Genomic DNA, 23,647 nt, shown 5'->3' on the forward strand with positions numbered 1-23,647 from the left:
TCATACTTTTTTGGATACTTCGAAACAAAATGTCCTTACCAAGGCCAGCTCTCGAGCTGGCCTTTTTTTATTTGAAGTCTCTCGAACGCGAATCAATGTTTCCGACAACGGATTGCAGATCTTCAATCCTGGCTACCAATACGTGAATGACTCCCTCGCGGTTCTCAAGGACACCGTGTACAAGCCACGCATTGGACTGCTTGCACAACAAGTAATGTTCTTGCCATACCTCTGGCTTAAGCACCAAATTGATGGAGCCGGTCTCGTCCTCCATGGTGACAAACGTAATCCCTTTCGCTGTCCCAGGTCGTTGACGCAATAAGATCAATCCGGCCACCCGAACAAACCTACCGTGGCGGGTCCCTTGCAAGTCGATAGCGGTCGTCACCCGCTTCTCTTGAAGCTGAGCGCGAAAGAATTGCATCGGATGCCCCTTAAGAGATAACCCCGTTCTCAGGTAATCCGAATAGACTTCCTCCAGAGGACTCATGGGACGCAACGCAACGGGGACTTCTTCATCCCGATCCAGGTCCGCATGCGCGAATAAGGTCATTTCGCGGTCTGACTTCTCTCGCGACAATGCCTGCCAATATGCCGCCCGACGATCGCCGGATAAGGATTCGAGCGCACCCGCATCAGCGAGTAGGCTGAGCGTCGGTTCAGATAACTTGGTTCGTCCCACCAATTGAGCTTGGTCCTGAAAACGACCTCTCTTGTTCCGATCTGTAAGGATGGATTCGGCGTCGATTTGTTTCAAAGAACGTATGGTTCTCAAACCCAAACGCAATGTTCGTCTAACCATGCCGCCTTTTTCCTCCAATCCGTGCGATGGCCGCAGCTCAAGCGTACAGTCCCATTCGCTATGGTTGACATCGGCGCCCAAGACCTCGACTCCATGGCGAATCGCGTCTTGCACGAGTTGAGCGGGTGCATAAAAGCCTAACGGTTGACTGTTGAGCATCGCGCAGCAAAAGACTTCCGGATAACGATGCTTGATCCAGCAAGATGCGTAGACGAGCAATGCGAAACTCGCTGCATGGGACTCGGGGAATCCATACTCGCCAAACCCACGCAGCTGATTGAAGACTCGTTCTGCGAAGACCTCATCGAGACCTTTGGATCGCATACCATCGATGAGCTTCGTTCGAAAGTTATCGATCACGCCGGGACGTCTCCAGGCGGCCATCGCGCGGCGCAGTTGATCCGCTTCCCCTGGGGTGAACCCCGCCGCCACAACCGCCAATCGCATCGCCTGCTCTTGAAAGATGGGAACTCCCATCGTCTTCCGAAGAACGTTCGCGATATCTTCCGTGGGGTATTCAGGCTGAATCCCAGTTCTCCTCGCGGTCAAATAGGGATGAACCATTTGGCCTTGAATAGGACCGGGCCGCACGATGGCCACTTCGATCACCAAGTCGTAGAAACAACGGGGTCGAAGCCGAGGCAACATGCTCATCTGAGCACGGCTTTCAATCTGAAATACTCCGAGCGTATCGGCAGCGCAAATCATGTCATAAACGGACGGATCCTCCGCCGGAATCGTAGCGAGATCGAGCGAACGTCCGTAGTGGATCCGCATCAAATCCAAACTGCGGTGAATGGCTGAAAGCATTCCCAACGCCAAGCAATCGACCTTGAGGATCCCCAACTCGTCAAGGTCGTCTTTGTCCCATTGAATGATGGTCCGGTCGGGCATCGCCGCATTCTCGATCGGACAAAGCTCGCATAACACTCCAGATGTCATCACCATGCCACCCGTGTGCTGCGAGAGGTGGCGTGGAAAGCCTAAAATCGATTGCACCAAGTATTCAAACCTTTTGCCGACGTCAGATTCCGGATCGATCCCCGCAGTCCGGCATCGATCGGAGAAGCTGGTTTCAGCGCCGCGCCCCTCTACGATCTTAGCGAGCCGGTCGATACAATCGAGCGATAGCCCAATCGCTTTCCCGCAATCTCGAATCGCTGAACGCGTTCGATACGTCGTCACCGCTGCGGTCATACCCGCTCGATCGCGACCGTACTTTTCATAGACGTACTGAATCACTTCTTCGCGCCGCTGGTGCTCGAAGTCGATGTCGATATCGGGGGCTTCATTCCGTTCGCGGCTAATAAATCGCTCAAAGAGCAGATCGTATCGAGAAGGATCCACACTGGTCACGCCAAGGCAGAAACAGACGGCGCTATTGGCTGCTGACCCTCGACCCTGGCATAGAATATTGCGTGATCGTGCAAAACGAACCAAGTCCCACACGGTCAAAAAATAAGGTTCGTATCGCAAATCCTCAATGATCTGGAACTCGTAACGGAGCATCTCAATGACTTTGTCGGGAACCCCTTCGGGATATCGCTGTTTAGCTCCACGCCATGCCAAACGTTTGAGATACTCGATCGGCGTCAAACCCTCCGGCGTTATCTCGCGGGGATACTCATATTTCAACTGATCGAGGCGAAAATCGATTCGCGACGCGACCTCCAGCGTGTTCTCCAGTGCGAGAGGATAATCGCGGTAGAGATGTTGAAGCTCCGAAAGGGAGCGCAGAGTCCGCTGCGCATTGCTGGGGCGACTCGCCGCGACCGCATCCACCGACCCCCCCGTGGCGATGGCTGTCAAACAATCTTGGAGAATCATGCGCTCGGGAATGTGATAGAGCACATCTCCCGTCGCAAGCAACGGAACCGAAAGACTCTCCGATTGACGTTTCAAGCTCTGCAGGAACGCAGCGTCATCTCCCCCGCGATGCAATGGGCATGCAAGGTAGAGCCTTTCCTGAAACAGATCTTTCGCCGCTTTCGCATGCTCCAACCACTGGTGCAGCCCGAACTCGGACCCAACTCCAGACGCTCGTGGAAGGATCGCTGCGAGATTGTTTGCCGCGATCATCTGCATGTCGTTCCAATCGATCTCGCATTCTCCTTTGGCAGCTCGACCGCGACCCGCCGTGATCAACCGGCAAAGAGCACCATACCCAGCTCTATTCTGCGGCCACACCACGAACGGAGGAGCATCGACAGGGTGGATTTCGCACCCGACATAAAACGGAACTCCGGCATCGCGAGCCGCCGTGAAGCCTCGAACAACCCCCGCCAGCGAATTGCGGTCGGTGAGCGCGATTCCGCCATAACCGAGCAACGCGGACTGCTCGACCAGCTCGTGAGGATGCGAAGCACCCTCCAAGAAAGAGAAATTCGATTTGGCGTGTAGCTCCACATAGGTCTGCATGTTCGCAACATAGCAAACCTACGCATCACGGAAAAGTTAACCGTTGGCGATTTGCGATATTCCTAAACGGTCAGATCGCCAAGCGGTCCGTCGCCGCAATAGTCGGGATTTCCAAAGCTCTTCACAGGAATGCCCATCGACTCGCTAAAGCTCATCAACAATCGATTGTGAGGAACTCCTCCCTTGTAATCGACGGCCCGCCCCATCGAGAAACCGCAACCTTCACCCACGAGGACGAATGGAATGTTGTTTCGCGTATGCGAGTTCCCTTTGCCAAGCTCATTGGTCCAAACCAAAGTCGTGTTGTCGAGCAAACTTCCTTGTCCATCTGGCTCAGGGGTTTCCGAAAGCCTCTTCGCCAAATAAGCGACTTGCTCGCAATACCAAGTGTTGATCTTGATCAACTTCTCGTACGACTCCTCGTTGGTGTCGGGCTCGTGCGATAAATGGTGGTGCCCCTCTTCGATATCGAGCCATCGCATCTTGGGTTCGCCCACCGAGTTGGTGATCTGGAACGTCGCAACACGAGCAAAGTCCGCGACGAAACTGCTGACGAGCATATCCATTTGCATCTTGCAAATTTGCGGAATGTTGTTGTTGACTTCTTCGACGTTGGCGGGAAGGCTCGGTACGGCGTGCCCCACTTTGTCTACTTTCGTCGCTTGAGCCAATTCGGTTTTGAGCTCGACCTCCAACTCACGAACCATGTCCAAGTGATCGTTGAGCAACCGGCGATCTTCGGTACTAACAAGCTGCTGCACCTTTTGGAAATCGGATGTCAATTCGTCGAGAACGCTCGCGAGAAGCTCGCGATTCTTGGTCTGACCATAGAGCTTGTCGAACATCAAATAGGGATTGTCGATGGGTGCCACCGGTTGGTTGGGTCCCGCGTAGGATAGGCGTGTCCAAGTATCCGCACGTTCCGGTACCATCACACCAAACTCAAGCGACCCGAACCGAGTTTGCGACTCAGGATTCGACTGCAGGTGGTTCTTGATGTGCTGATCAATCGAAATCCCTTTGGACCAGCCTGCAGGTGTATCCGATCCTCCCTGGACGTCACCTGGAAACAGCTCAATCCCCGTCAGAAGGCAACCGATCCCTCGCATGTGACCATCGCCGTCCCCCTTGATGCGATTGCAGACACCGTGCAACGTCAGCATTCGGTTTTTGAAATCCGCCAAGGGCTGAAGGATTCTCTTCAAGTCAAAGTCTTTGCCCAATTGGCTCGGCCAGAAATGGTCTGGGATCACGCCGTTGGGGCTGAAGATAAAAACCATCCGCTTCTTCTTTGGAGTTCCCGAAGATGCGGCCCAACCCAAGCTTGGCAAACTGAAAAGAAAGTTGGCGGCTGCAGCGCTAACGCCCGTGTTGACAAGAAATTCTCGTCTGCTGGTGAAGCGTTTCATGGTTGACCTTTCAAGGCGACTGAGGTGGGATTGGCTGGGAGGGGGGTGGCGTGTATCCGCGACGCGGTGACGGCAATTTCGACGACCAGGTCGCGGATATTGTAACCATTTTGGCGGAACTGATCCGTTAACTTTTTCAAAGTATCTAGGCCATACGCGTCGGGCGGTTGCTTGACCATGTGCTGGAATAGCTTGTTGACAAACGCGCGGTGTGCGTCCGGTGCATCCGCCAAATAACTTGCCAGCTCCGGGGCACCTTGAAAGGTTATCGGCAAATCATCGCGGCTTCGATAGGAACCTGTTGCATCGATTGGTTTTTCACCCTCGGTCGCTCGGTATCGTCCCACGGCATCGTAGTTCTCCAACGCGAACCCCAACGCATTGATCTTCACATGGCATGCCTGGCAATTCTGAGGGCTCGTCTGGAGTGCGACGCGCTCGCGCGTGGTGAGATTGGGGTGCAAATCGGGACTGAGCGGTGAGAATGCCTCATTGGGTGGGCGAAGGGTCCGTCCCAACAGGAATCGAATCAAAAAGACTCCCCGGTGAATCGGCGAGGTTGTGTCGTGGTAGGCCAATTGGCTCATCAGCAGCGGATGGGTCAGGACGCCAAACCTTCGCTCCGATTCGTTGGCCGTTTTTTGCAGACCCTTTCTGCTGGAATCGAGCGGAGCCCATTCCTCTCCATAAAAGGATGCGATCTTAGCGGTCGTGAAGGCCGACTTGGAGCGAAATAACTGCCGGTAGTCGCTCGCATCACTCCAAACTATCTCTTCGATCGTCGCGCGAAGGGATTGTCGGAGCTCCATGGCGAGCTCGGCATCGAACCCCGGGTACAATTCTTGATTCTTCGTGATCTCGTTCTGCTGCGACAAATTCAGCCATTCATGAAATCCATCGAGCAGCTTGGCTCTCGCTCGGTAGTCGCTCAACATCCTTTTGGCTGCCTCGCGAACTTGAGACTCTGTCTCCAACTCGTTCTTGTCGATCTTCCGCAAAAGCCATTCATCGGCAGGAAGCGAATCAAACAAGGTAAGCGCCAAACGATTCGCCGTCCGACGAGAAACAGTCTTGTCCACGTCCGCGAGCGGATACAGAAATCGAGGTGATTTCAAGCCCAGGAGCAACACTCGGCGAATGGCTTCTGCGTCATCCTCCGTTTGGTCGACTTGTTCGTTCACGTAAAGCTTCACCAAGTCAGCATCCAAAGCTCCTCGAAACGCAACCGCGAGGACTTGCTCAAGAAATCCCTTGAGAATCTGACGTTGATCGTTGGGCTTGTCCTTTTGACTTCGAACGTATCGAGGAAAGAGCTCCGAAGCGGCGATTTGTGCAAACTCCACCGCGGAAGCGGTCGTCGATTCATCCCATTGCTTGTTCACAGCCAATCCCCGCTCGAAACCATAGCTTCGATCGTCCGCAGGCAGTGATGCCTGCAAGGAGAACGTGGCGGGACCGGCGGAAGGTACCAAGTGGTGATCGGGAATGGTTTGCTCCACTCCCCCGGGCGGAACCCAGGACAAACGTATTCGAGCCGGTGGTAGCTCCGTCTTGCGCTTGCGCTGAATGAAATCGATCTTGAACGGGTAAAGACGGCCGGCGGTAAGGTGTATCGACTGCCTGAACTCGGTCTTGTCACCCGACTGAACATGGTTGTCGATGAAGATGCGGTCCAGCTTTCCAAAACTCATCTTGAACGAGCAAGAACTGTTGACGACGATCTCGTAACGACCAGTTTTTTCTGGAAGTAAACTCCCCTCCCAATAGATGTAGAACGACTCCGCTGCGATTCCTTCTCCAGGACTCTCTTTTCCAAAGTCAAAGTCGATCACTGGGTCGACGCGAGCAATCTTCTCGTTTTCCTTCTTAAACCGATCACCATCGAAATACTGCGCTCGAACCCCCCGTTCCGGTTTGAGCTCCGAAAACCCGGAGAACCGTCCGTAGAGATCCGAAAGACTGCTCCGCAATTGATTCGCCGTGAGCCTCGCGAAAGCGATTCGCGGTGGATTGAGCTTCGCCTGCGCCTCGAGACTGTAGAAAGCCGAGTGCATGTACGCTGCGACCGCTTGGGCATCCTCTCCCCTGCATTTCTCCGGCTCCCCCTCAGGCATGGTTTCATCCACAACTTTAGCGATCTCGCTGATCGTAAAGTCACCGGTCAGAGCGTTCGGGTATGCTCCGGATACCCCCTCCCCTCGCTCACCATGACAACTGGCACACTGCGCCGAGTAAATCGCCATCCCCTTTTCGATCTTGGCCGCATCAAAGTCTCCCGCGATGGCTTGGACACCAACCAGCTGGAAACCAATTAGGAAGAGGACGAACGCGAGCCATGCGGCCGATCGGCCACTCGCGGGGATGCTTGCTAGCAATCTCAAAATGCGACACATGACTGTTCTAAAAAAGACGACATTGCTGCCGAAGGGTGGGAGGCATGCCAAAACGAGTGTCCGAGCTGCCAATTTAGGGGTAGGAGTCCCCCATTGGGTGAGGAACGCTTCTATTTTACAAAGGGGACTAGTCCAGGGGAATCAGCCAGGATCCGCAATCGGCCGATTCCAACGGGATTTGCGATCTCATTTTGCAATTCTTTGCACGATTTGCACTGCCAAAAAGAGAACCAGGCTCGGCCAACGATGTGGTGAGCCGTGCGTAGCGTCAACAAAAGGTGACAGACGCTGGGCTACAAACGTTCAAGCTGGACAATTCTTGTCCGATCCGAGCCGAAAAAAAGCCCACCGTCAAATTTCACGCAGAATGGCCCGCTAGTTGCGGTCCTCTAGCTCCGTCAACCAGCCGGACAGACTGGTTAACAATGAGTGTGAACCCCGGGTCTTCTGAGTGCGTCTGAATAGATTCAGAGAAATCTTTCGGTGAAGAGCGATCGGTGACCAGGGGTGTCACATGTCGAGGCGAAGAAATGGTTGTAAGGCATACAGCCGCTCGCAACGACAGTTAGGTACAGCGTTATTAAGTACTTGGGTATCGGGTACAATTGGCTCAACGACTGAGCTTGGACCCTTTCAGCGAAGTCGAGCGAGGCGGTTGGGAGCCGCAGGGATCGAACGAAATCGACATCGCAGCAGGGAGCATCAATATGAATAGTGACTATCGAATCGCACAACTCCGAGAGCTTCGCGACCAGCAAATCAAGTTCGCCCCGCGCGGGAAGCGAATCGAGCAAGCCGACCGCGCCGAGCAGCTTCTCACCGAGCTGGATCCTCAGCGCGAGTATCCGTTCGATTTCCTATTCTATCGCGTCACCGAAGTGCGACCTGACAGCACCGGTTATCGATTGATCAAGGGACATGACGCGCTCCATGATTTGAGACTTTTTGTCGAAGACATCACCGACTCGATGAACCTCCGGGTCGAAGAGGCATCCGAGCCGGTTCACACCGTCGAGGACTTGAGCAAAATGTTCAACGTCTCGACCAAAACCATCTCGCGATGGCGTGATCAAGGTTTGGTGTCCCGTCGATTTTTAGCGGATGGTCGCAAACGAGTGGGGTTCCTTCACTCAAGCGTGGAGCGATTCGTCTCGCAGAACAAAACTCGCGTCAAGCGTGGTGAACGGTTCAGCCAACTCACCGATACAGAACGAGATGACATCATCGACCGCGCCCGCCGTATCGCCGCGACCGGAGCGAATTTGTCCGAAGTCGCTCGAACTGTCGGCCGTGAAGTGAACCGATCGACGGAAACGATCCGATACACGATCAAGAAGTTTGATCAGCAATTCCCCACCATGGCGGTGTTCCCAGAGCAACGCGAGGTCCTTTCGGAAGAAGACAAACGAGCTATTTACCAACAGCATCACCGAGGTGTGTCCACTGTGATTTTGGCAAAGCGTTATCGCAGAACACGCGGGAGCATCGTTCGAATTCTGAACGAGCAACGCGCTGCAAAAATTATGGAGCTGCCACTGGACTACATTCCCAATCCGGTCTTCGAAGATGTTGCGATGATCGAGGAGATGGTGTCGGATCTTCCAGCAGCTTCCGAACCCCCTCGCAAAGTGAAAGCACCATCCGGGCTGCCAGCTTACTTGGCATCCTTGTACGAGGTGCCCTTGCTCACGCGTGAACAAGAGTATCATCTGTTCCGAAAGATGAATTACTTGAAGCATGCCGCGGGCAAGCTGCGGGAGTCGCTCGACGTGAAATCGCCGTCCGTCGCGGTAATGGAGCAGATCGAGGCGCTTTATGAGAAATCGGTCGACGTGAAAAACAAGATCGTTCAATCGAACTTGCGATTGGTGGTCTCCATTGCCAAACGGCACTTGGCGCCCCACGACGATTTCTTCGGATTGATCAGCGATGGCAACATGTCACTGATTCGAGCCGCAGAGAAGTTCGATTACTCGAGAGGGAACAAGTTCAGTACCTACGCTTCGTGGGCCATCATGAAGAATTTCGCGAGAACGATCCCCGACGAGTTTAAACATCAGGATCGGTTCCGAACGAGTTCCGAAGAGGTCTTCGATTTCCAGCAAGATCGGAGGGCTGACAACTTCGCTTTGGAGATCGATCAAGCGGTTCGAACGGATCAAATCCAAAAAATACTGCACACGCTCGATCAGCGTGAGCAGCAGATCATCGTTCGACGCTTCGGTTTGGACCACCGCTTTGAGCCTTTGACCCTCAAGGAAGTCGGCGAAGCGATGGGCGTGACCAAGGAACGAGTTCGACAATTGGAAGCCAGGGCTTTGACCAAGCTGCGTCAAGCAGCCAGCCAAGCCAAAATCGACGCTCCCGAGTGATCCACGACGGTGTTTTTCGACCACGGACCACGCGGAATGCACGAAAAGGGAGTACACAGTTGCAGTGGCCTTCCTTCGGTGTATTCCGGGACCTTTGTCGCATTGTACCACACGACGTACCGCGAGCCGCCGCAACGTCCCTTAATCCATAACGGGTGCCTGCAACTAACCTGCGGTCGCTTGAAGGGAATAGCCCCCGGCAGTGAGCAACTTCACACTCGAGACGATGAGCCACCAATCAGCAGGTTTCAGGGTCCTTTCTATCTGTTGGATTGGCTACGATAGAGTTTTTTCTCCGGCGCACGCGTAGGGGAATTACTCGTTCGCGGCATCACATCGGAATTTGATACGGAGGTCACAATGGCGAACTGTGCGTTCTTTATCGCTCTGCTCTTGACTGCGCACCATGTCCTCGGCGCAGACCAAATCGAAAAACAGAGATCCTATACAGCACTGCATCAATCTTTTCGCGATCTTCAAAACAAGGAAGGCGATACGAACCTTTGTATCGAACCACGTAAAGAAGCCATGTGGGTTGAAACCGACGGAAGGATCATTCCGTCCGAAGTTCGACAACTTCCATCAGGAATGGAGTGGAGGGCATTTCACGTGACCCAGAATGGCTTAGCCGAAATTGGGTTTCCAGTGCGAATAGGCCGGCCACGTGAGGACGTAACGGCAGTACTCGATTCGGAGGAGATCTTTGTGATTGGTGTTGGCGAGGGGGAAACACTGAATATGTCCTTTTCTGCGACGCCCGCGGGAAATGGATTCAACGTGGGCTTCGGGTACGGGATCCGGTCGATGGAAATTCGACTTCCCCAAAAAGACATCAAACACACACTTCAGAAAGACCTGTTAATGCTTCTTCCGAGCACGCCACGTGAGTTAAAATATACGGAGGCACTGGAGCTGCTCGGCATCTCAGTGCGTGTCGTTCGTGAGAGATAACGCAGGAAAAGCAGCGAACAATGCCGCGAACAGGAGCGGCCGACAGCGCCGGTTTTCAATTCGGAGTGTTTTGGCGGCCGCCCATTTACGACTGTCGTTGGCTCAGAAAAGTTGCGACAGGTCTTTCGAGATCTAACGTTGATTTCCAAACAATCGTATGCTACCGAACATGTGATCGATAATCTATGGCTTCGCGACCAATCAAATCGTGGGATTGCATGGGAGCAGAACACTAATCGTCGCTAATCACCACTAATAAGGAATAGCAACAAGATTGTCGCGGTTTTTGATTAGTGCGAATGAGTGGAGATTAGTGTTCCTGCTTGCTCAAGCCGCTGATGATGAAGTCCCAACCAATCTGACAAGTGAGCACTGCCTTGATTCACGACAGTGATTCTCAACCACGGACGACTCGGAAAACACGGAAAGGGAGTAAGAAATGGGTGTGGCCTTCCTTCGGTGTGTTCCGTGTATTCCGTGGTTCTTGGATCTTTGGCGGTAGCTTTCATCGTACTCGTACTCGAAACGGACGTTGATGACCGAACCAATCTTCGACCATGAACGACTCGACGTTTATCGACTTGCGATCGACATGCTCGCGATCAATGGTTGCGTGCTGCACAATCGATCCCGTTGAACATTGCCGAGGGAAACGGAAAGCAAAGCCTTAAGGACAAGAATCGACTTTTCGAGATCGCACGTGGGTCCGCTTTGGAATGTGCTGCGATTCATGATATACTCCAATCGTTCGACTGGAGACACCCGCTGGTACGGAGAGGGGATCTACAACTGTGTAATCAGCAACAACGGACGGGGCTATTATGTCGATCCAAACGCCGCTGTCGCCTACGAAGTACCCATCACCTTCGCGGGTAATGTAATCACCGGCAATGCGACCTACGGGATTGAATTTGGAGCTAACAACGCCGAAGTCTGGTTGTTGAACAACCGATTCCGAAACAACGGAACTGCAGACTACGACGCTCTAATAAATGTTCCGTTCACCAGCAACTACACCGCCGCTGGAACCGACGCTGATGAATTCGTTGACGCTCCCGCCGGGGATTATCGCATTAAGCTCGGTTCGGCCTATTGGGGGCTTGGTATCGGTGCAGGCGACGAGCCCGCCAGCGGTTCTCTAATTCTTCCTTCCGTTTCAGCATGGGTAGCATAATGTTTGCAGTACCAACGATCCCGACTAATCCCGCTTCATTGCTTCTCGCGAAAGAACTATTGGACTTCTCGAACGCCACGCTCGCGAACTTGGCGACGTTTCGCAAAGAGCAGTTCCAACGCTTCTGGTTTCGCTCACGCGGCGAGCTTCGGACGCGTGAAGAGATCAACGCAGTACTCGCACAGATGGACGCGGCATCGCCGGGGCAATCTGCTCGATTCTTCGACGGCGCTAAAAAGCTCGTAGAACTTATCCAAGCGATCACAGGGACGCCTATTCAGCCCGAGGAGTGGATGCCCCCATACGAGTACACCGTGGATCCGCAGACCTACGCACTCCGCATGGTCATCCCGCCGGAGCCTGAACCAATTCCCGAACCAGAACCAGATCCCGAGCCACAGCCCGGCGAATAACCCTTACCCCTTCAGAGGAAACGATGTCGAACACCCTGCAACAACAACTAGGCAATATGACCCCCGACCAAGCGATCGGCCTCATGCAGCAGGCAATGGCGTCGATGCACGGCTCTCGCGCTGGTCACATGCTCCTCGCGAGAGCGGAGGAGGTCATCACCGCGGCGGTGCGAAAGGGTGTCGAAGCATCGCCCACCGATCCCGCAGCGACAACCGAGGTGAAGGAATTGGCAGCCGCGTAGTTCCTATCCTAGGGCCAACGAGTATCGCGGTTAGATTGTTCCAGCCGCATTGCCTCTTCGAACTCTGCCCGATACTGTCGATCGAACTCTCGCTGTCTTGCGTCAGGATCGTATTCGTCTTCTCCTGATCCGCCGGTCAACAAGGCCTGGAACAATGATCCGAGAGCACGAGCATTTTGCAATTGCCGCTCTTGCTCAGCCCTCTCTCTTTCGGCTAACGCGATTTGCTCGGGGCTGGGCTTAGCTGCGCCCTCTAGAATAGCCATCAGCTGGAGAAGCGACTCGTCTGAGGTTTGCATCCTTGCGCGGAGTTCGGGGGTAACCGGAAAATCAGGATGCGGGGCGGGTACCACAGCAGCTGCAGTCGTCGTCTGCGGCTCAATCCTTGGTTGCGGCGTTGGCGTATTCAAGTCTACGACTACAACATCGGAGTCCTTCAAATCAGGAAATGCCTCCTGGAACATTGTCGCGGGCAGTCGAAGCGTACTATCGATAGGTTCCGTGCTCAAATCGCCCTCGATCGCGTAACCACCGGAAAATGCAGTGTTTGCATATTCAACTTCGGAAAACGATCCTCCGAGGCCAGCACCTCCGAGGCCATAGGAATTATTATCGAATAGACCGTGTGATTGTGCAACTTGTTGCTTGTGCTTATAGACCCCTACGCCGACAACTAAGCTCATCCCGCCTAGTAGTAGTGCCCACAGTGCTAGATTCAAAGGGTTAAAAATTGATGGCGTTTCAATTTCGGTGTCGGGCGATACTTGCTCAGGCTGTGACATGGTGTGTTCCCACTGTGGTGCGTTGGCGTAACTAGTGCTGGATTGTAAACCGATTCGAAACACGCCGCCATAGATTGTTAGAATTCCATCCTTTACGGATATGCGGCTTTCCGAGGGACATTAATTCTTCTCCAGGCAATCCCCAATCACCGCCGCCAGCCTCACCGACGCCAACTTGGCCCGCTCCTGAGCGACTCGCCCCGCCTTCTTCAGGTAGGCCTCGGAGAGATCTACCTTCGGTACCTCGGTGGCCAAGCCTCGGCTGACGAGTGCGACCTGGCTCAGAACCTCATCCGTGTAGACAGACTCGATCGCGAACTGGCGGCTTTCATCGATCCAGACGTTCGGGTCGACTTGCTGCTCCTTGGATCCCGCATCGACATTCAGCTTAGCAATTTCGTCAGCGCGACGCCTGACGTCTCCCTCGTCGTACGGATCACCGAGTAGCTGGTCCCACAGGGCGTGCATGTTGCCCCGCTGCTTTGTCTGGATGCGGTTTGCTCCTCGATCCCCATCCTTCTCGGTAAAGACGCCCTCGACGTACAGTGAGCCCGCATGGCAGGGCTGGTGGGCATCGGCTACGAGGTGGGCGATCCAGCAGAGCGCGACGGCGCGCTCTGCGTCGGGTCGGTTCTTGTCCTTGAGGACCGACTTGCACAGCTCGACAGCCTGGACGATGTGGAGGTCCTGGGTGGCCACAGTTGCATCCGCGGGAAAACGAAACACTGCTTCGATGTACGGATTCATCTATTTTTCTAGCAAAACGAAGGTACTTGATGCTTCCCCCTCCTCCAGAGTAGATTGGTTAAGAAGGGATTGCGGGCATATTAGGCCATGCGAAGAGTATCTTATACCGAGACATACCAGCAGGGCCGCACGCTGCGTCCAAGAGAAGCACTTTCGCAGGTCCTTCAATCTGCTGCATGTTTCTAGTCGCTGAGTAATTGAATGCTCATGTCGAGATCCTGAAAAGACGCTTTCGTTAAATTGGGACCAAGAGGTTCGAAGCGTGCTATTGACCAATAGGGGTGGATTCCCAGGATAGACCGGCTGACTCGCCAAGTTACCGTGGGACCCCTGGAGTACCCTCGAAGTGTCCAAAGCCAAGATCTATCTCAAAGAACTCTCCGACCAGTTCAAACGAACACAAAAGGTTGATGAAGCGGTCCATCGCCGTTTGGCAAGCTGTCATCGACTTGAGTCACGACGGTGTTTCCCAACCACGGACCACGCGGAAAACACGGAAAGGGAGTAAGAAATGGGTGTGGCCTTCCTTCGGTGTGTTCCGTGTATTCCGTGGTTCTTGGATCTTTGGCGGTAGCTTGCCCAAGTGTGTGACTGCAGAGTTGTAAAGTACTTCGCAGCCGGGGATGAGGTTGCAAGAACGATCCTTACGATCGAGCCACTCACCTCGGGACCACCATCAAATGAAAATCAAGCGTCGCGTGTCGGATGCAGTCCGTGAAGAATTGCTTGATCAAGCACTCGAAAAGATTCGCGTTGCGTTGAGGGAACGGAGTCCAGCCTGGGAACGATGCGCGGCAATCGTCGCGGAGTTCATCGCGAGGACGGCGCCAAACGCGAACCAACTCCTAGCAAACGCCACCATCTACGAGATCGGATTGGATGTCCGATACGCGGATCTGCTCTACAACCTCGGTTACGTCAGCCTGCGATCGCTCGCAGGGACCACCGAATCGGAACTTCGAAGGACTCCAGGGATCGGTGAAACCATCGTCGAGCATTGCCGCAAAGTGCTTCGGACGCTCAATATGTCGTTCAAGGACGAAGTTCCAAACCTGCTAACGCATCCGAGGTTACCGAATGCGCGGGATATGGAAGACGACTGACAGGGGGAGATCTCACGTAACCCATGCTTGGAATCCGTCCGTCGTCGACGAAGTCCATGAATGATAGCGAATCGAACATTGGATCGGCGACTGGAATTGAGTTGTACTACGACAAGGCGTCGAATGACGGCTCAGCGCCGGATTTTTCGGGACGCTGTTCGGTAATCCCAGGCCCGTCGTCGCATTACATCACACGACCTACGGCGAGCCGCGGCAACGTCCCTAAACCCATAAGTTGTGCCTGAGACTAACCTACGGTCGCATTAAGGGGAAAGTTCCTTGGCATTGAACAACTTCACACTTTGGACGGTGAGGTACAATTCAATGGGCTTCAAAACCCATTCTGTCGGTCGAATTGACTACAATAGACGTTTTGTTTTCCGGCGCATGCGCTGGAGAATTACTAGTTCGTCGCATCAAGGAATCTTTGGATCTGCAGCGATATGGCTCAGCCGCAAACAATTCTGTTCACTCGCAGTCGTTGGGATCGCCTATTTGCTATCGCCACAGTTGCCGCTGGGTTTGTCGCCGGGATTTGCATATGTCTCACTGGCCAGTTTCGCTTCTGTGCGGTTCCTCTCGCATTCGTTGGAATGTGGGTATATTTTCGACGAACAACGCCGGTCTCTGGCTCGCGAATCGAAACGATAGAGGGCAATCCATGTACAATACGCCTTCTCGTTTTTCTGGGCTCTATTTTGATTCTAATTCTTTGTTTTTTTGCCTTTGACGTATTTGTGATGAATCACCCTATAAATGGACCATTGCACTGGTACCATTGGCTTTTCTTTGCAGTTACGTTTACTGCAATGACTACCGGTGGTCATTTAATCGATCAAGCATCGAAACGTGAGCGAGCAAAGCAAGAAAGCGACGAACCAAGCGATGCACGCAAGTCGCCGGTCGGCCGCGAATTTGAATCATAGTTTTCTGGCGGCGACTGCGTGATCGCCGTCGTTACCTCACTAAACAATAACCGCTGCGACGAACAGGCGTAGGCATGTTGGCTACAGGTTTACGACGAATAATGCTGGCAACCCGAACGAGCAAGCCAATTGCTGGCGAAAAGATTTGGTATGCGTCTGGCAAGGTAACTGATGGGAGTGTGGTTGGGTTGTACCAAAAATCGCTGTGCTTGATCATTGGCAAAGAAGGCGTCATGTTCACAACCTCATTTTGGTTGCCAAAATTCCTTGTACGGCATTTCCTTTTGCCTTGGCCTCAGGTTTCCGATGAATCCATTAGTACAGATCACTATGAATTCCATTACGAGGGCGTTGTAATCCGCCTTTTCGGAAACCATGTCACGCAAGCAGTGCGGCGTTATTCACCAGGCTTTAACACCATCCTCACTACCTCATCTACTAACGACTAGGATGTGAGGTAATCGGGTAAGGATGCCCGCTACCGGGCACCCTCCCCACACCACCGTACGATTGCACTCTTGCAGTTGCCATTGGTATACTGATCTCCTCATGTGTCCTATCTCGCACAGGGGACTTGAACCCCATTAACCAACGCCTGTGCCGGGCGTACACAAATGCACCCGAGTTGCCGATCGGGCGTTTCCAAAAGTCAAAGTTACTTGGCGGCAACCGAGTGATTTTGGTCGTTCTGTTGACTAAATCCTATGGCTGATACATTTGACTACGGTTCCTCTGAGGCGTTGATTCGCAACATCAAGGAACGTGCTGACGACATCGACGCAATTTGGATTGTGTTCGATAATGCCATCAAGATCCGACACGCAAACGGAACGGCTACTACCAAAATGAACGTCGCTGGCGTAATCCATTACTGCGATGGTTCTACGTCGATGATTCATTCCGTGGACACCGAGCTAATTCTGAACGACGAAGGCATTCGAAGATTGCGAATTCCCTTTCGCCTGCTGTTGCCGGGTCGGTCGCTACCTCAAAAACGCTCCGACGCTCCATAGCACCATTTAAACGCACCACAATGACTTCACCTGGAAGCAATGACTCTGCACTCCACTAGCCTTGCACCCACAAATCCCAATCAGTTCGTAATTCGTAGTCAACCCCCAAAAAGCGACAGAATCGGGTAAGGATCCCCGTTTCCGGGCACCCTCCCCACACCACCGTACATGCTACGCGGCATTTGGCGGTGCGACGAAGCGGATTCGCAGGTGTTCAATTAGTCGCACGATGTCCATCTTGGAACAATGGATTGATCCTACTGGCATTCTGAAAGCCTCCTTCCTTAAATGGAGACAAATAGGCTCGAATCGTGCTATTGACCGATAGGGGTGGATTCCCAGGATTGACCGGCTGACTCGCCAAGTTACCGTGGGACCCCTGGAGTACCCTCGACGTGTCCAAAGCCAAGATTAATCTCAAAGAACTCTCCGACCAGTTCAAACGAACACAAAAGGCTGATGAAGCGGTCCATCGCCGTTTGGCAAGCGATCATCGACTTGAGTCACGACGGTGTTTCCCAACCACGGACCACGCAGAATACACTGAAAGGGAGTAAGAAATGGGTGTGGCCTTCCTTCGGTGTGTTCCTTGTATTCCGTGGTTCTTTAATCTTCTGGGATACCAATTTCATTGGCGTGGATCAGCACCCGATATTTCGGGATCGATACCCTACGGCTTCGCGACCAATCCATTCCTGGGGTTGCATGGGAGCAGAACACTAATCGTCGCTAATCACCACTAATAAGGAATAGCAACAAGATTGCTGCGGTTTTTGATTAGTGCGAATGAGTGGAGATTAGTGTTCCTGCTTGCTCAAGACGCTGACCGTTACATTCTGGCAATGTCCATGTTTGTTCTCTGACCGTTTGACTTACCTCTGCAGTTTCCGCATAGTTGATGTGCCATCAACAACATGAACTGCTAGAATCTAGTCTGCGTGGGAGGTGTTCTCTCACTCGTACAATTGCTCATCATCTTCCTGACCGTCCTCAGGGATCGATCCATACTCGAGCCTCTCGGTTCAGAGCAGGCATGAGCTAACCAGCGGATGCACCCAACGTCTCGATCTACCGGCCTCGGGCGGTCCATGCTTTCCTCGCTCGACGTGAGTCATCCTTTTCGTTACATGCTCACATCAACGCCCAATATCACACCATGCCGATCTTAGACGCGAAACCTTTACCTGCAGAAGTGAATCGACACGGTTGGCTGTGGACGAAACGAATGGCAATTGTTTTCGCAATCGTTCCTGTTGTGTTTCAGTTTTCAATTGGACTTTACGCGGAACTAACTCAACCGCCTCCACCTCCGGGATTCGCTAGCTTTGGGTCTGCCGTCATGCTCGGATCAATTCTGACTGGTGCTGCGTTTGCGATCGTAGGAGGCGCCTTCGGTTGCTTAATTGACTTTGCGATTCTGATGGCCAGAAAAACCAAGACCGTACACTAATAGCATACGAGGAAAGCATGTAATCGGATAAGGATGCCAATTGCTGGGCACTCCAAGGTCTTTCGAGGTCCCGCAAGGATTTCCAAACAACCGTGTGCTACCGAACATGTGATCGATAACCTATGGCTTCGCGACCAATCCATTCCTGGGGTTGCATGGGAGCAGAACACTAATCGTCGCTAATGACCACTAATAAGGAATAGCAACAAGATTGCTGCGGTTTTTGATTAGTGCGAATGAGTGGAGATTAGTGTTCCTGCTTGCTCAAGTCGCTGATGATGAAGTCCCAACCAATCTGACAAGTAATCACTGCCTTGATTCACGACGGTGATTCTCAACCACGGACGACTTGGAAAACACGGAAAGGGTGGAAGAAATGGGTGTGGCCTTCCTTCCGTGTGTTCCGTGTGTTCCGTGTGTTCTTTAATCTTCTGAGATACAAATTTCACTGAAGTGGATCAGCACCCGATAATTTGTGATCGATAACCTACGGCTTTGCGACCAATCCATTCCTGGGATTGCATGGGAGCAGAACACTAATCGTCGCTAATGACCACTAATAAGGAATAGCAACAAGACTCCTGCGGTTTTTGATTAGTGCGAATGAGTGGAGATTAGTGTTCCTGCTTGCTCAAGACGCTGATGATGAAGTCCCAACCAATCTGACAAGTGACCACTGCCTTAAATCACGACGGTGATTCTCAACCACGGACCACGCGGAAAACACGGAAAGTGTGTAAGAAATGGGTGTGGCCTTCCTTCGGTGTGTTCCGTGTATTCCGTGGTTCTTTAATCTTCTGGGATACCAATTTCATTGGCGTGGATCAGCACCCGATAATTTGTGATCGATAACCTACGGCTTCGCGACCAATCCAGTCCTGGGATTACAGGGGAGTAGAACACTAATCGTCGCTAATGACCACTAATAAGGAATAGCAACAAGATTGTCGCGGTTTTTGATTAGTGCGAATGAGTGGAGATTAGTGTTCCTGCTTGCTCAAGTCGCTGATGATGAAGTCCAAACCAATCTGACAAGTGATCACTGCCTTGATTCAAGACGGTGATTCCCAAACACGGACCACGCAGAATACACGGAAAGGGTGTAAGAAATGGGTGTGGCCTTCCTTCCGTGTGTTCCGTGTGTTCCGTGGTTATAAAACACCCTTGCTCTTGATTGTCTCTCTAATCCGCCAAGAACCGCATGAGCTGCCGCTCGACCTCAACGTCCTCTTCGTTGAGAACTTCGTGTAACAATCGATCCGATCCATAGGCACGCACGACACCTTCAGGTGCCGATCCGCAAAATCGCGCCGTTCCCGCCGGGTCGACGCAGCGGTCGATCAAGGAATAAAGACATAACGTTCGCTTCTCCCATCTCCCTTCCATCTCCTCCACGATCCTTGCACTGTTCAACATGAATCGAGCGAGGTATCCACAGATTCTGGAATGGACTTGAGCGTCTCGTCGGTATGCCTCTACCACATCCGATCGCGAACAGATCCAGTCCGGCCGGAGACCATTCGAAACCGTAAAGGTCGGATGGATCACCCCCAATGTTCGAACCAGCAATCGCTCCATCCAATTCAACCGAATCTGAAGCGCCGGGGACGATAGCACAGCCGAGTGGAACCGATCCGCCAATCGCCCAAACGACGAATCGGGCGCTCGTAGCGCCTCCGCGAAGAACCTGGCAACAAGCAGCCCTCCCATGCTATGTCCCAGAAGGACTGTCTTCGTCGTGCTCGCCCCGCGTTCCGTCCCCTCCAACAACTCCACCATGTCGGCCAACAATTGATCTTCCGATGGAACCGATCCTCGCTTTCCGCTCGATAAACCGTGACCGCGATGATCCCAAGCGAACACGTCCCAGCCATGCTCGGCTAAACGCCTCGCCAACGCGTCATAGCGACCACTGTGCTCGCCCAGCCCGTGCACCAACAACAATCTTCCAGCACTCGATGACTGGAGATCGCTCGAAATATCGGGCTCCCAAGTGCGACCATATAGGAACGCACCATCTCTAAGCGAAAACTTCGTATCGGTGCATCGAATTGTCATCACTCACTACCTTGGAGTGCCTCGGTCGCGTATTTTGGTTTCGGTAATGGCTTGACCGCCGCGACCTCCTCCAACAGGACCTCGATCCCCTTCTCCAGTTGTTTGTCTATCCCGGCAGGAAGCTCTCCCGGCAAAGGCCAAACGACGATATCAGGCATCGCGCCGTTCAACTCCATATCCAGCCCGCTTTCGATAGAAAACCACCCTCGGAACGGTGCTCGCAAGACGCCAACATCCGTGACTCGAGCGACGCCCGTGCTGACCACTCCACCCGCCGTCTGAACACCGACGACTTTTCCTCGCTTCAATACCTTGATCGCGTGACTGAAAATCTCCGCATTGCTATAGCTGTTCTGGTTGCACAAGACCACGATGGGTTTGGACCAAGTCGCGTAGATCATGCGATCATGAGGGTACCCTTCCCCTCCATTTCGCGGAACGGTGATGGCGTGACGCGGCTGTGTCAGTGCGGTAAGCAAATGATCCGTAGTCGAACCGCCGCCGTTGTCCCGTACATCGATCACAAGCCCCTCTCTTCCATATCCAACATTATAGAGTTGGCGTTCGAACTCGAGAAAGCTACTGGCGTCCATGGCCCGAATATGGAGATACCCGAGCTTCCCACTAGAGAGCTTTTCGACCATTTGGCGGTTGTGTTCCATCCATTGGTCATAGAGCAACGTTCTCGCTTGCCGGTAGGTAATAGGTCGCAATGAAATGAAAAGGGTTTCGATGGCTTCTTGAGCACCTTTTCGCTCTACGGTTAAGTCGATGTTGCGATCGACGAACCCATTGAGAACGGACGTGAGATCCATGGAGGGATCGACCTTTTGGCCATCGATCATGGTGATGACGTCACCTGCCTTCAGTTTGCTCGTCTCCAAATCAGCAGGTCCTCCGGGGAGAACGTCGCGGATTCGAAGCCCTGGTCCTTGGAAGCCCTCTTCGAAGCGAACTCCCAGGTGCACTGTTACGATCGGAGATCGTTCCGCAGATTCCCCTTCCGCTCCCGGTTCGGTTACCCCGGTACCGGGCGTGAACCCAAGGTGTGAGCCGTTGAGTTCCCCCAACATGAGCTCCACAATCTCGGCCAGTCCCGATTCGTCATAGGCTTGGCTGGCGGCTCGCTCGTATTTGCGTCGAATCTCATCCCAGTTTTTGTTACCCATCTTTGGGTCATACCACAGCTCGCCCATGGTTTGCCAAGCAACGTTGAAGCCTTCTCGAAGGCGACCGGAGCGCGATCTTTCTTGGCGAATGCTAAAGTTGAAATCGGTGAGCTTCTCGCCGCCATCCAGTTTTGCAGGGACACCGCGATTGTGCCCGAGTATCGCATTGGATGCCTTGGTCCATCGCGCGCTGGCCAGCGTCGTCGCGCTCATCAATTTGGGCTGCAATTTGTCCGGAAACTCGACGCTGTACCATCCCGGCTTGTTCTCCACCGAAGCAGAAAAGGCCAGCTTCTTTCCGTCAGGTGAGAAGATCAAATTTCCCTCCGATGTGTCAGGAAGATTGATGCGCCGAATCCGTTCATGGATCTTGTCCACATCGATGCGAAACTCTTTCGACTCACTTTCTTCTTTGGTTTTCTTACCCTCTTTGGACTCTGCCGCAGGACCGTTCTTTCCATCCTGATTTGAATCGTCCGATTTGCTTTCCGTGGGTTTGGGGTCGGTCGCTTTTCGCTTCTTCATCGCCTCCAATGCTTTCTCCAAGCGTCGATCGCGCGACGTCTTCTCATCGAATTCTTCTTGCAAATAGACATAGAAAACATCCGTTTCCTCCGCATAACGCCGTCCCGTGAACGCTAATACTTTGCCATCGGGAGAAAATACGGGATTGCGATCGTTATCCGGATGGCGGGAAACGTTGACCGGCGCAGACGATTTGTCCAACGGCATGACAAAGATCTCGCTATTGAAATCGTTGTCTTGCGTTGCATAAGCAATCCACTTGCTGTTGGGAGCAATCGAGTAGTCCACCTCGCTAAAGCCTTGAAGCAGCGTGACGACCTCTTTGGACATCAAGTCCATCAGATGGAGGTCACCCCGACCGCTTTGAAAAAGTAGCTTCTTCCCGTCCGGTGTGAATTGGAGATTCGACTCGGACGCCGGAGTGTTCGTCAATCTGGTTTCGACAAATGCGCTCTGTTGCCACCAGAATCGATCCGATTGCTTGGGCTCCAGCTTCCAAATATCGACTTGGCCACCTTCAGCTCTCGTGAAGTAGAGAGTCTTCGTATCCGTTGCAAAGAGCGGATTACCCTCGATCGCATCGGTCGTAGTCGCGCGAATCGGCTCGCGCAACTCGGTATCCATCACCCAGAGATCACCGCCAGCCGCTAACGCGACATCCAGTCCATCCTCGGAAAAAGCAACCGCATCCGCCCTCGAAAGACTTGCAAAAAGTTTGTCGTCTCGAAGTCCCGTGTCCGCGTTGATGCGAATTTCGATCTTTTTAGGCGCATCGTCTTGTTGGGGCGAAACCAAGTAGAGATCAAAGAGATGGCGGAAGACAAGGGTTGAACCATCTCGTGAAAGCGTGGGTTTGACGATCGAATCATGATCGAAGCCCGCTATTCGCTTTTGCTTAGGTGCTTTCCCCTCCTCTTTGGGGAAACGATATCGCCACAGATCGAATCCCGAGTTGTCTCCTTTGGTGAAGTAGAAACCTGCGTCATTCGGCATCCAGAGTGGCCACATGCACTCGACTCCTTCATGAAGAAGTTCCACCGTCTTCTTCGACTCCAAATCCAGGCTCCAGATCTGAGACGAGCGTTCGCCACGATACCCCTTTCGCCACCAACGTTCCCCCTCGCGAGTGAATAGAACTCGAGTGCCGTCGTGAGATAGGGATGCAAAGTTCGCGGTATCGTCTAGCAGAAGTTGGTCCGCTTTTCGCTCCTCCAGCGAGACCCTCAGGAGTCGTTGACCAGCTCGCCAGTAGTGGTCGCGCTGACCGATCGCCAAAACGCTCTTCCCGTCCGGAAACCAGTCGGCGATCGAGTAGCCTTCGGTATGAAATGTTTTTTGGATCGGAACGCCCCCCAGGGAGTCCATGACATGGATCTGGTTGGATCCAGAGCGATCGCTAACAAACGCGATCTTCGATCCATCGGGCGAAAACTTGGGCTGCGAATCGACTGCAGGATGGTTGGTCAGTCGAGTCGCATTCCCCCCGGTGGTAGGTACCGTCCAAATCTCGTTAGCCCATCGAAAGGCTAGTGTTTTGCCATCGGGAGACAACGCTGGGTCGGTCGCCATTTGAATTGCTACGGGTTCATCGGCCAAACCGAGACGTGCCACGAAAGCTGGTGAGAGCGCCGCGAGCGACCAAACAAGAATGCGAGAACGAACAAAAGGGGAGCAAAACAGCATGGAATAATCTTCCAACT

16 protein-coding genes and 1 pseudogene are annotated in these 23,647 nt (G+C 53.1%); 10 read left to right on the forward strand and 7 right to left on the reverse strand.

Going from position 1 to position 23,647, the window contains the following annotated elements:
* Positions 1-67 precede the first annotated feature (67 nt).
* From SH467x_RS01140 to SH467x_RS01150, 3 genes are all read right to left on the reverse strand, one after another.
* Positions 68-3,220, reverse strand: coding sequence for an error-prone DNA polymerase (locus SH467x_RS01140; RefSeq protein WP_482369481.1), 3,153 nt, complete (start codon positions 3,218-3,220; stop codon positions 68-70).
* A gap of 62 nt (positions 3,221-3,282) precedes the next feature.
* Positions 3,283-4,629, reverse strand: coding sequence for a DUF1552 domain-containing protein (locus tag SH467x_RS01145; protein WP_482369482.1), 1,347 nt, complete (start codon positions 4,627-4,629; stop codon positions 3,283-3,285).
* Positions 4,626-7,022: a DUF1588 domain-containing protein gene (locus tag SH467x_RS01150; RefSeq protein WP_482369483.1), complete on the reverse strand. Its 2,397-nt coding sequence runs from the start codon at positions 7,020-7,022 to the stop codon at positions 4,626-4,628. The genes SH467x_RS01145 and SH467x_RS01150 overlap by 4 nt, the downstream gene beginning before the upstream one ends.
* A 707-nt stretch (positions 7,023-7,729) precedes the next feature.
* On the opposite strand from SH467x_RS01150, the gene SH467x_RS01155 reads away from it, so the two are divergent.
* The 6 genes and pseudogenes from SH467x_RS01155 (at position 7,730) to SH467x_RS01180 (ending at position 12,174) form a co-directional block, all read left to right on the forward strand.
* Positions 7,730-9,394: a sigma-70 family RNA polymerase sigma factor gene (locus SH467x_RS01155; RefSeq protein ID WP_482371328.1), complete on the forward strand. Its 1,665-nt coding sequence runs from the start codon at positions 7,730-7,732 to the stop codon at positions 9,392-9,394.
* A 360-nt stretch (positions 9,395-9,754) separates the two neighbouring features.
* Complete coding sequence (locus tag SH467x_RS01160) at positions 9,755-10,345, forward strand: hypothetical protein (RefSeq protein WP_482369484.1); 591 nt, start codon at positions 9,755-9,757, stop codon at positions 10,343-10,345.
* Between the two features lie 633 nt (positions 10,346-10,978).
* A pseudogene (locus tag SH467x_RS01165) lies at positions 10,979-11,038 on the forward strand (four helix bundle protein); the annotation flags it as partial.
* 37 nt (positions 11,039-11,075) lie between these two features.
* Positions 11,076-11,519 carry a right-handed parallel beta-helix repeat-containing protein gene (locus tag SH467x_RS01170; RefSeq protein ID WP_482371419.1) on the forward strand — a complete coding sequence of 148 codons (444 nt, stop codon included), beginning with the start codon at positions 11,076-11,078 and terminating at the stop codon, positions 11,517-11,519.
* Positions 11,519-11,932 (forward strand): hypothetical protein, encoded by a 414-nt coding sequence (locus SH467x_RS01175; RefSeq protein ID WP_482369485.1) that lies wholly within the window; start codon positions 11,519-11,521, stop codon positions 11,930-11,932. The genes SH467x_RS01170 and SH467x_RS01175 overlap by 1 nt, the downstream gene beginning before the upstream one ends.
* Before the next feature lie 23 nt (positions 11,933-11,955).
* A complete protein-coding gene (locus tag SH467x_RS01180) occupies positions 11,956-12,174 on the forward strand; it encodes a hypothetical protein (protein WP_482369486.1) in 219 nt (72 codons plus the stop codon).
* An 8-nt stretch (positions 12,175-12,182) separates the two neighbouring features.
* On the opposite strand, the gene SH467x_RS01185 is transcribed toward SH467x_RS01180, so the two are convergent.
* Both SH467x_RS01185 and SH467x_RS01190 read right to left on the reverse strand, forming a co-directional pair.
* Positions 12,183-13,019, reverse strand: coding sequence for a hypothetical protein (locus tag SH467x_RS01185; RefSeq protein WP_482369487.1), 837 nt, complete (start codon positions 13,017-13,019; stop codon positions 12,183-12,185).
* A gap of 57 nt (positions 13,020-13,076) precedes the next feature.
* Positions 13,077-13,703 carry a S1/P1 nuclease gene (locus SH467x_RS01190; protein ID WP_482369488.1) on the reverse strand — a complete coding sequence of 209 codons (627 nt, stop codon included), beginning with the start codon at positions 13,701-13,703 and terminating at the stop codon, positions 13,077-13,079.
* A 410-nt stretch (positions 13,704-14,113) separates the two neighbouring features.
* Between SH467x_RS01190 and SH467x_RS01195 the strand changes: the two genes are divergently transcribed.
* From SH467x_RS01195 to SH467x_RS01210, 4 genes are all read left to right on the forward strand, one after another.
* Positions 14,114-14,308 (forward strand): hypothetical protein, encoded by a 195-nt coding sequence (locus SH467x_RS01195; protein WP_482369489.1) that lies wholly within the window; start codon positions 14,114-14,116, stop codon positions 14,306-14,308.
* Positions 14,309-14,383: 75 nt separating this feature from the next.
* Positions 14,384-14,806: a hypothetical protein gene (locus SH467x_RS01200; protein ID WP_482369490.1), complete on the forward strand. Its 423-nt coding sequence runs from the start codon at positions 14,384-14,386 to the stop codon at positions 14,804-14,806.
* 443 nt (positions 14,807-15,249) lie between these two features.
* Positions 15,250-15,732: a hypothetical protein gene (locus SH467x_RS01205; protein ID WP_482369491.1), complete on the forward strand. Its 483-nt coding sequence runs from the start codon at positions 15,250-15,252 to the stop codon at positions 15,730-15,732.
* 704 nt (positions 15,733-16,436) lie between these two features.
* Positions 16,437-16,745 carry a hypothetical protein gene (locus tag SH467x_RS01210; RefSeq protein ID WP_482369492.1) on the forward strand — a complete coding sequence of 103 codons (309 nt, stop codon included), beginning with the start codon at positions 16,437-16,439 and terminating at the stop codon, positions 16,743-16,745.
* Between the two features lie 2,632 nt (positions 16,746-19,377).
* On the opposite strand, the gene SH467x_RS01215 is transcribed toward SH467x_RS01210, so the two are convergent.
* Both SH467x_RS01215 and SH467x_RS01220 read right to left on the reverse strand, forming a co-directional pair.
* Positions 19,378-20,253: a lysophospholipase gene (locus SH467x_RS01215; protein ID WP_482369493.1), complete on the reverse strand. Its 876-nt coding sequence runs from the start codon at positions 20,251-20,253 to the stop codon at positions 19,378-19,380.
* Positions 20,253-23,630 (reverse strand): S41 family peptidase, encoded by a 3,378-nt coding sequence (locus SH467x_RS01220; protein ID WP_482369494.1) that lies wholly within the window; start codon positions 23,628-23,630, stop codon positions 20,253-20,255. The genes SH467x_RS01215 and SH467x_RS01220 overlap by 1 nt, the downstream gene beginning before the upstream one ends.
* Positions 23,631-23,647 lie beyond the last annotated feature (17 nt).

Source organism: Brakhagea slesvicensis, from assembly GCF_052161625.1.
Taxonomy (GTDB): Bacteria; Planctomycetota; Planctomycetia; order Pirellulales; family Pirellulaceae; genus JBKCUI01.